Source organism: Candidatus Nanopelagicales bacterium (genome assembly GCA_018003655.1).
GTDB lineage: Bacteria > Actinomycetota > Actinomycetes > S36-B12 > UBA10799 > JAGNDY01.
Window position 1 is genome coordinate 1 of record JAGNDY010000078.1, and the last position, 8,060, is coordinate 8,060.

The following is an 8,060-nucleotide window of genomic DNA, read 5'->3' on the forward strand; positions in this document are numbered from 1 at the left end:
GAAAGCTACCGCAGTCCGGTCAGGGAACCGATCGACTCCCTACTGGTGCAACCCGCAGGGAGGTGTTGTCAGATAGGGACATGCCCGCAGACGAACTACCGCAGCCGCGCCCGGACGATCGGGGCCTGGCTGTCGCTGGCGCTCGCGAGCTTGCCGACCAGACGGTTGCCGCGTGGACAGAGTTCATCGCCATTGCCGAGGGACTCGACATGGACGCTCCGACCAGGGTGAAGAAGACCCCGGTACGGGCAATCATCGCCAAGGTCGGGACGTGGCCGCAGAGTCGGCAACTGGCGCAGATCCTCTCCGACGCTCAATCCGGTCGGGTGGAACGAGTCGACCAGAAGGCGATCGACAAGCTCGCGGTTGGCAGCAACGTTGACCGATCGAAGGAAGAGCTAATCGCGGCTGTCGCCCTGTCCCGGGACTCGCTCGTGGATTGGCTCGCGGGCACGTTGCCAGACGTTCCCGCCTTTGACGACTTCGCCCTGATCGACGTCGGTTCGCCGCTGGGACCACTACCGATCATCACCTATATGCACGCAGGGGCGTTCCAGCTCGCGGTCAATGCTCGCGACCTAGAGGTGGCTGGTGCCACGACGTCGCAGTCCCTGTCGAGGGTGGGTCTGCGGGCGTTGGTGGATACCACTGGTGCGCTCGCTGCGCGAATGCACATCACGGCAACGTTCGCTGTGGTGACTCCCGCCAGCTCGGTATTCACAGTGTCGGGCGAGGGTGGGTGGGTCGCTGGCGATATCGGACCCACCGAAGGCCGCGAATTGGCGGGGATCGAAGGTGACATTGGCGTCGTGCTCGACATCGCGTCCGGTCGCAAGAACCCCGTTCGACGGCTACACCAGAAGGAGATCACCGTCCGAGACGTCCCCGCCATGCTCCGGCTGGCGCCCATCGCTCACGCCAACCCCGGCTTGCCCGGGGGACCGGTGCTGCGCAAAGCCGCGAGCTTTCTCTCGGTCTTCGATAGGGGATAGCCCCTAGTAGATGCCGAACGTCGCTCCGGCGGCTTTGACGACCATGCACCACGCACGACGAGCGCGCTGGCCGACAGTGAGGGTCTCGGCTGGTTCAGCTGGGAGTTCGGCTGCGGGCGCACCTGAGTTAGCACTACTCATGTCTTCATGCTCCCACCTGCGTCAACCTTGGCCTAGCGCGTGTGGCTGCAGAGGCCCCAGCGCAGCAGCACTCACACCGGCGCGGGACGAAGGTCCTGACTTGGCCCGTCATCGGCTCTGGACCTATCCATATATGCAGGTGTCGCAATAGAATGCTTGTTGTGCAGACAATGCAGCAGCTACCTATCTCGACGCGGGACCTTCTGACCGCGCGAGAGGTGCAGGACGTTTTGCACATCGATCGGTCCACCGTTTACCGGATGGCTGACGATGGCCGCCTGCCCGCCATCCGAGTCGGGAAGCAGTGGCGATTTCCTCGAGACGAGATCCTCGCGCTGCTGACCCAGACCTCTCCCAGCGCAGTGCTCGACCGACTGCCGGTATCGCGACCCGAGGGCTCACCGCGCCTCGATACTGCGGTAGCGACTGCAGCAATCGACGTTGCGTCGGAGTTGCTCGGCGTGATGATGGTGATTACCGACATGACCGGCCAACCCGTCACCCACATCGCCAACCCGTGCCCCTGGTTCGTCGAACACCGCGACGACCCCGAATTGATGGCAACGTGCACCGCCGAATGGCACCAACTTGCTGATGCACACGACTTCGAACCGGAGTTCCAGATTGGCGCTGCGGGCTTCGAATGTGCGCGCGCGTTCATTCGAGCCGGCCGCGAACTCGTCGGCATGGTCCTCGCTGGCGGCGTGTGCCCTGCCGAAGAGAACCACCCCGACTTGCACCATCTGACAGCGCAGGAGCGCACCGACGTTCTGCGTGCCCTTCCCAAGATTGCGAGTGCAATTTCTCGACAAACGTCCGGCTCGTCCGGCACACCGATGGAGGTTAGGCCATGAAGAGGTTGCTCGTTCTGGGAGCAGGTACGGCTGGCACGATGGCTGTCAACAAACTGCGCCCCAAGCTGCCGGAAGACGAGTGGAACATCACCGTCGTCGAGCAGCACGACACGCACTACTACCAACCGGGTTACCTGTTCATCCCGTTTGGCACCTACACCCCCGACGAGGTCGTGAAGCCGACCAAGAAGTTCATTCCCAAGGGCGTGGACTTGGTCTCCGGCGTGATCGACAAGGTGGTTCCCGCTGAGAACAAGGTGCTGCTAGAGGACGGCACCGAGCTCGCGTACGACTACTTGGTCATCGCAACCGGTACCAGCCCCCGCCCAGACGAGACGCCAGGTATGGCAGAGGGCGAGTGGCACAAGAGCGTCTTCGACTTCTACACCTACGAGGGCACAACGGCGCTGGCCGAGAAGCTCAAGACCTGGGAGGGCGGCAAGCTCGTCGTCCAGATCTGCGAGATGCCGATCAAGTGCCCGGTCGCACCGTTGGAGTTCACCTTCCTGGCCAATGCGTTCTTCGAGGACAAAGGCATCCGCGACAAGGTGGAGATCACCTACGTGACACCGCTGGAAGGCGCGTTCACCAAGCCCGTCTCTTCCAAGGCACTCGGCGACATGTTGGAAAGCCGCGGAATCAAGCTGGAGCCTGACTTCATGATCGAGTCGGTTGATGGTGCGGGTAAGAAGATCGTCAGCTACGACGAGCGCGAGATCCCCTTCGACCTACTGGTGACCATCCCGGTCAACATGGGAGCGGACTACGTCGAGCGCTCCGGTCTTGGCGACGATCTGAACTTCGTCCCAGTCGATCAGTACACCCTGCTTTCAAAGGAGCACGACAACATCTTCGCGGTCGGGGACGCGTCTGACATCCCCGCGTCGAAGGCCGGTTCCGTGGCCCACTTTGCGATGGACTTGTTCCCGCTGAACTTCATGGAACACATCCAAGGCCTGCCGATGACGCACCCGTTCGATGGTCACGCCAACTGCTTCATCGAGTCCGGACATGGCAAGGGGCTGCTCATCGACTTCAACTACACGACCGAGCCGCTGACCGGAAAGTACCCGCTGCCAGGCGTCGGACCGTTCTCGCTGCTAAAGGAGACCGAGATGAACCACTGGGGCAAGATGATGTTCCGCTGGATGTACTGGAACCTGCTGCTACCAGGCAAGGAACTGCCGCTCCCGGCCCTCATGTCGATGGCTGGCAAAGAAACGGTGGATGCGTGATGACTGCCACCGATACCTCCACCGACGTCAACGCGCGGCTCGACCATCTGAGCACGCAAGTCGACCTGATTGCCGAGGAACTACGCCTCCAACGTGAGTCCCGAGAGAAGTGGTCGGACTTGGTCGAGACGCTGCAACCCGTCACCAGCGGGGCCATGGACATGGCGACGGCGGAGTTTCAGGAACTCTCCGAAGACGTGTCCATCGATGACGCCACGGAGTTCCTCAAGACGCTGGCTCGGAGTCTGCCGCAGTTGAACGCATTGATGGCTCAGCTCGACAGCCTCAGCCAGCTCGCCGAGTTGCTGAGCACCCTCAGTGGACCGGCGATGTCCAAGGCAACCGACTTCCTTGAGGTGGCGGACGAGAAGGGTTACTTTGCGTTCGCGCGCCAAGGCGGCGCGATCGCCGACCGAGTCGTCACCGAGTTCGACGAGGACGACGTCAAGGCCCTTGGCGACAACGTCGTCACGATCCTCAACGCGGTGAAGGAACTCACTCAGCCGGAGATCATGGCGATGCTGCAGCGCACCGCAGTGACGATTCAGGAGGGTGAAGACACCCACTCCGAACCGCCGTCGATGTTCTCGCTGATCAAGTCCATGCGCGAGCCGCAAACCCGCCGTGGCCTGGGACGAGTTCTCAACATGCTCAACACCGTCGGTGAAGAACACCTGCCGGCTCGAGTCGAAGTCACGACGACCCCCGCATCACCAACCAATCCAGCTCAGCCGAAGTAAGAAGGAAGGGATCAGCAATGCCTACAGCAACCATCGCCGGACAGGACGTCCAGATCAACGACGAGGGCTTCCTGACTGAGTACGACGAGTGGAACGAAGCGATTGGAACTGAGCTCGCCAAGAACATCGGCATCGAGATGACCGACGATCACTGGGCGCTCATCAAGTTCCTGCGTGAGGACTTCAAAGAGAAGAACGAAACCGCAACCACGCGGCGCGTGGACAAGGTGGGTGGCTTCCCCACCAAGCAGCAATTCCAGCTGTTCCCCAAGAAGCCAGGCCGCAAGATGTCCTACGTCGCCGGTCTACCCAAGCCACACGGCTGCGTCTAAGAACGCCGAAGAGAAGGAGACAACCATGACAATCATCCCCGACTTCGGAGATGACGACACCGACCGCAAGATGGTGTTCGTCTGCTCAAAGGGCAATCTGGATATGGCCTACCCCGGCCTGGTCCTGGCCAATGCGGCACTCGGCGAAGGAATCGAGGTGCACATCTTCTTCACGTTCTGGGGATTCGACATGATCACCAAGTCCCGCATGAACGATCTGAAGTTCTCACCGGTCGGCAACACCGCCATGCACCTGCCGGTTGGTGACACCCGCATCCCGCAGGCGCTCGCACCGCTACCTGGAATGCAGGCGATGGCGACCAAGATGATGAAGCAACAGATCGCTGATCTCGGCGTGCCAGAGGTACCCGAATTCCTCGATCAGATCGTCGGCGCCGGTGGCCACCTGTGGGCCTGCCGCATGTCTGCCGACATGAACAAATTGGATGAGGACGACCTACGTGAAGATGTCGAGGGCATCATCAACGCGACCGACTTCATCGAGATGAGTGACGGCGCTCAGATGATGTTCATCTAGTTCACCAAGGGCCAGTGAACCCCTGCTTGCTGACAGTGGCAGGGGTTCACTGCTGCCCGGGCACTAAAGTGTCCTGATGCGGCAAATCGGCTCGGTTCTGTTCTGGACTTTTGTCGTCATTACCTCAATCCTGTTGTTCCCGTTCGCGCTGATCATCTGGCTGGTTACCGCGCCGTTCGGGCCCCGCAAGGTCGCGCTGCACCGCTTCACGTGCTTCTGGGCGTCGCTCTACACCTGGTTCAACCCGTGGTGGCACGTCCACATCACCGGTCGGGAGCACATCGACTCGCACCGCACCTACGTGTTCGTCGCCAATCACCTGTCGTTGCTGGACATCCTGGTCTTGTTCCGACTCTTCCGGGACTTCAAGTGGGTCTCCAAAGTCGAGATCTTCAAGGTTCCGGTCATCGGCTGGAACATGCGTTTCAACGGCTACATCCCGCTCAAGCGTGGTGACCGCGACAGTGTGATCGAGATGATGGCGGCCTGCACGAAGACGCTGGCGCAGGGCTCCTCAATCATGATGTTCCCAGAGGGCACCCGGTCCAAGACGTCGGTGATGCGCGACTTCAAGCCTGGTGCGTTCGAGCTTGCGCGCGAGGCCGGAGTCGCCGTCATCCCGATCGTCATACGCGGGAGTTCCGATGCGCTCCCCAAGAGCGGGTTCGTGCTGCAGGGCAAGCACCAAATCAACGTCACCGTGCTGCCAGAGGTACCTGTGTCCGAGGTTGCGGCCATGGACACCACCGAACTCACCGCCCATGTGCGCGGGTTGATTGCCGCCGAGCAGGATCGCGTCGCAGGCGAGGCAACTGGCGAGTCCGCCACCAGCTGAGGACGTCCATCACTCGTTGCGCTGATACTGAGCCGGTGAGCAGACCAGACGGCAGCGCCGACGAACCCCGCTGGGTCGCGACTGGGCCGCTACTGCCGGCTGGCATGTTCGTTGCGACCTTCATCGCCGCGTTGAACTACCCGACCTCCTGGCTGGCCTGGTCAGCGGCCGCGCTGTCTGCGGTCGGCACAATCGTGTTGGTCGCTCGCGCGTACCGGATCTCCCGGCGCAGGTAGGCCTGCGCTGCTCGGCGCCGCTGCTGTGCGAAGCCAACGTCGCGCTAGGGCGTCGCCGGCGCCGGCGAGGAAGGGGTACTTGAGGCAGAGCCGCGGGTGATCCCCTTGGCCGCGCACAGTGCCTCGTCCCAAACGGCCGACAACTGCTGGTACTTGGCAGGGTCGGATCGTTCGGTTACCTGACCGTTGGCAAGGACGACGACGCTCTGGGTGCCATCGGTCGTACTCCCGACGAAGGTGGTGTAGCCCGGCAGGTTTCCGGTGTGACCGAGGAACTCTCCGCAGGCGGTCTTGTACCGGTAGATGCCCAGTCCGCTGGAGTTGACGCCGGGTCCCGGCGGGCCACCGCCACCGGGGACGAACTGCAACTGCTGCTCGCGGGTCGAGGCATTGAACAACTTGCCGCCTGCGTAGGAGCGGAAGAACGTATTGAGCTCATTGGCGGTGGTGATCATGCCACCGGATGCCCACGCGAGTTCGGGGTTGAGGAAGTCCGTCACGTCCTGGGGGCCACTCGGTGACGCAGACGATTCGGCCGGATCTGCCGGCGCGTAGCCGTTGATCTTCGGCTCGGGCATGGCGACCGTGTCCGGCAAGCTGGTCACGGGGAGATTCAGTGGCGACGTAACAATCTCCTTGAGCAAGTCGTTGTAGGTCTTGCCCGTCACCTGTTCAGCGATCAAACCGGCGACGACGTTGTCGGTGTCGGAGTACTGGTACTTCGATCCGGGCGGGAACGCCAGTGGCTTGTCGCTGACGTAGCCAATCAGTTGCTCCGGTGTCAGCTGCATCTGCGGATCGGCGACGAACTCCTTGATGAATTGCGGGCTCTTGATGTAGTCGGGGATGCCACTTGTGTGCTGCAGCACCTGTGCGACGGTGGCCTTCCCCCACGCCTTGGGCGCGGTCGGTAGCAGCTGTCCGACGGTGCCGGACAGGGCAAGTTCGCCCTTGGAGGCGAGGCTTAAGACGATGGCACCGTTGTACGCCTTGGAAACGCTGGCAATTCGAATCGAGGCGTCCCCGGACATCAGGGCACCGGAGGAGACGTTGGCCTTTCCCTCGGCGACCTCGTAGCGTTGGTCGCCGTTCTGGATCACCGCTATCACGCCTGGCGGGCCATCGCCGGACAGCAGCTTGGTCATGGAACTTCGGATCGAGCCATCGTTGGGCAACGACGCGGGCGAGGACGGGCTCGAGTCCGAGGTCGCCGACGAGCTACAGCCCGTGGCGACTGCGGCAAGGATCACCGCGCAGCCCGCGATCACGCCTCGGCGGAAGTAGCTTGCGGTGCGATCCATGAGGTCCTCTATCCGTCGGGTTATTGCTCGATCCTGAAGGTCGACCCTAACGGTGCGCCTGAATCGGAGGAAGCAGTCCGGGTCAAGAATGCGGTCAATCGCCGATCGACTGGCACTGCACCGCAGTGATGACCACGGTGCTGATGATGTCCTCAACCGTAGCGCCGCGGGACAAATCGTTGATCGGCTTGCGCAAGCCCTGCAGGATCGGCCCGATGGCGACGGCCCGAGCGGAACGCTGCACCGCCTTGTAGGTGTTGTTGCCAGTATTGAGGTCGGGGAAGATGAACACCGTCGCCCGGCCCGCCACCTGCGAATCGGGAAGCTTGGCGGCGGCTACCGCAACGTCAACCGCAGCGTCGTACTGAATCGGGCCGTCGATGAGCAACTCCGGCGCCCGCTCGTGGGCGATTGCTGTCGCCTCCCGCACCGACTCAACGTCGCCGCCACCGCCTGAACCCCCGGTCGAATACGACAGCATCGCGACCCGCGGCTCGATGCCGAATGCTCGCGCTGTGGCTGCGGAGGAGACGGCGATATCGGCGAGCTGTGCTGGGGTTGGCGTTGGATTGACGGCGCAGTCGCCGTAGACCAAAACCCGGTCGGCCAGACACATGAAGAACACGCTGGACACCACGGAAACACCCGGAACTGTCTTGACGATTCGAAGCGCCGGGCGAATCGTCTCTGCGGTGGTGTGGCACGCCCCGGACACCATTCCATCCACGACGCCGCGCTGCACCAGCATGGTGCCGAAGACGGAAACGTCGGCGATCATGTCTTGCGCAACTTCGGGCGTGAGCCCTTTGTGTTTGCGCAGTTCGTACATCTCGTTGGCGAACTCGTCGCGGTAGAG

General features: G+C 62.3%; 11 protein-coding genes. 8 read left to right on the plus strand and 3 right to left on the minus strand.

From position 1 onward, the window contains the following. Positions 1-992 (plus strand): hypothetical protein (locus tag KAZ48_09420; protein MBP7973007.1); only part of this gene is annotated, 992 nt, incomplete at its 5' end. Between the two features lie 3 nt (positions 993-995). Here the strand turns inward: KAZ48_09420 and KAZ48_09425 are convergent. Next, the gene (locus KAZ48_09425; protein MBP7973008.1) at positions 996-1,133 is read right to left on the minus strand and encodes a hypothetical protein; all 138 of its coding nucleotides are present in this window, start codon (positions 1,131-1,133) and stop codon (positions 996-998) included. 161 nt (positions 1,134-1,294) lie between these two features. On the opposite strand from KAZ48_09425, the gene KAZ48_09430 reads away from it, so the two are divergent. The 7 genes from KAZ48_09430 (at position 1,295) to KAZ48_09460 (ending at position 5,903) form a co-directional block, all read left to right on the plus strand. Beyond that, on the plus strand, positions 1,295-1,987 hold the full coding sequence (locus KAZ48_09430) for a helix-turn-helix domain-containing protein (protein MBP7973009.1): 693 nt from the start codon (positions 1,295-1,297) through the stop codon (positions 1,985-1,987). Continuing rightward, complete coding sequence (locus KAZ48_09435; protein MBP7973010.1) at positions 1,984-3,222, plus strand: NAD(P)/FAD-dependent oxidoreductase; 1,239 nt, start codon at positions 1,984-1,986, stop codon at positions 3,220-3,222. The genes KAZ48_09430 and KAZ48_09435 overlap by 4 nt, the downstream gene beginning before the upstream one ends. Then, positions 3,219-3,962 carry a DUF1641 domain-containing protein gene (locus KAZ48_09440; protein MBP7973011.1) on the plus strand — a complete coding sequence of 248 codons (744 nt, stop codon included), beginning with the start codon at positions 3,219-3,221 and terminating at the stop codon, positions 3,960-3,962. The genes KAZ48_09435 and KAZ48_09440 overlap by 4 nt, the downstream gene beginning before the upstream one ends. A 17-nt stretch (positions 3,963-3,979) precedes the next feature. After that, a complete protein-coding gene (locus tag KAZ48_09445) occupies positions 3,980-4,294 on the plus strand; it encodes a TusE/DsrC/DsvC family sulfur relay protein (protein ID MBP7973012.1) in 315 nt (104 codons plus the stop codon). A gap of 25 nt (positions 4,295-4,319) precedes the next feature. Continuing rightward, positions 4,320-4,832 carry a DsrE/DsrF/DrsH-like family protein gene (locus KAZ48_09450; protein MBP7973013.1) on the plus strand — a complete coding sequence of 171 codons (513 nt, stop codon included), beginning with the start codon at positions 4,320-4,322 and terminating at the stop codon, positions 4,830-4,832. A gap of 76 nt (positions 4,833-4,908) precedes the next feature. Then, a complete protein-coding gene (locus KAZ48_09455; protein ID MBP7973014.1) occupies positions 4,909-5,667 on the plus strand; it encodes a 1-acyl-sn-glycerol-3-phosphate acyltransferase in 759 nt (252 codons plus the stop codon). A 35-nt stretch (positions 5,668-5,702) separates the two neighbouring features. After that, positions 5,703-5,903, plus strand: coding sequence for a hypothetical protein (locus KAZ48_09460; GenBank protein ID MBP7973015.1), 201 nt, complete (start codon positions 5,703-5,705; stop codon positions 5,901-5,903). Between the two features lie 44 nt (positions 5,904-5,947). Here KAZ48_09460 and KAZ48_09465 read toward each other — a convergent pair whose 3' ends face one another. After that, positions 5,948-7,204 carry a beta-lactamase family protein gene (locus KAZ48_09465; GenBank protein ID MBP7973016.1) on the minus strand — a complete coding sequence of 419 codons (1,257 nt, stop codon included), beginning with the start codon at positions 7,202-7,204 and terminating at the stop codon, positions 5,948-5,950. Between the two features lie 94 nt (positions 7,205-7,298). Further along, positions 7,299-8,060: phosphate acetyltransferase (pta, locus tag KAZ48_09470; GenBank protein ID MBP7973017.1), on the minus strand; the 762-nt coding region annotated here is incomplete at its 5' end.

Coding starts and splice junctions, on each gene's coding strand:
- KAZ48_09465 (MBP7973016.1), bottom strand. CDS start 7,204: ATGGATCGCACCGCAAGCTACTTCCGCCGAGGCGTGATCGCGGGCTGC.
- KAZ48_09445 (MBP7973012.1), top strand. CDS start 3,980: ATGCCTACAGCAACCATCGCCGGACAGGACGTCCAGATCAACGACGAG.
- KAZ48_09435 (MBP7973010.1), top strand. CDS start 1,984: ATGAAGAGGTTGCTCGTTCTGGGAGCAGGTACGGCTGGCACGATGGCT.
- KAZ48_09450 (MBP7973013.1), top strand. CDS start 4,320: ATGACAATCATCCCCGACTTCGGAGATGACGACACCGACCGCAAGATG.
- KAZ48_09455 (MBP7973014.1), top strand. CDS start 4,909: ATGCGGCAAATCGGCTCGGTTCTGTTCTGGACTTTTGTCGTCATTACC.
- KAZ48_09425 (MBP7973008.1), bottom strand. CDS start 1,133: ATGAGTAGTGCTAACTCAGGTGCGCCCGCAGCCGAACTCCCAGCTGAA.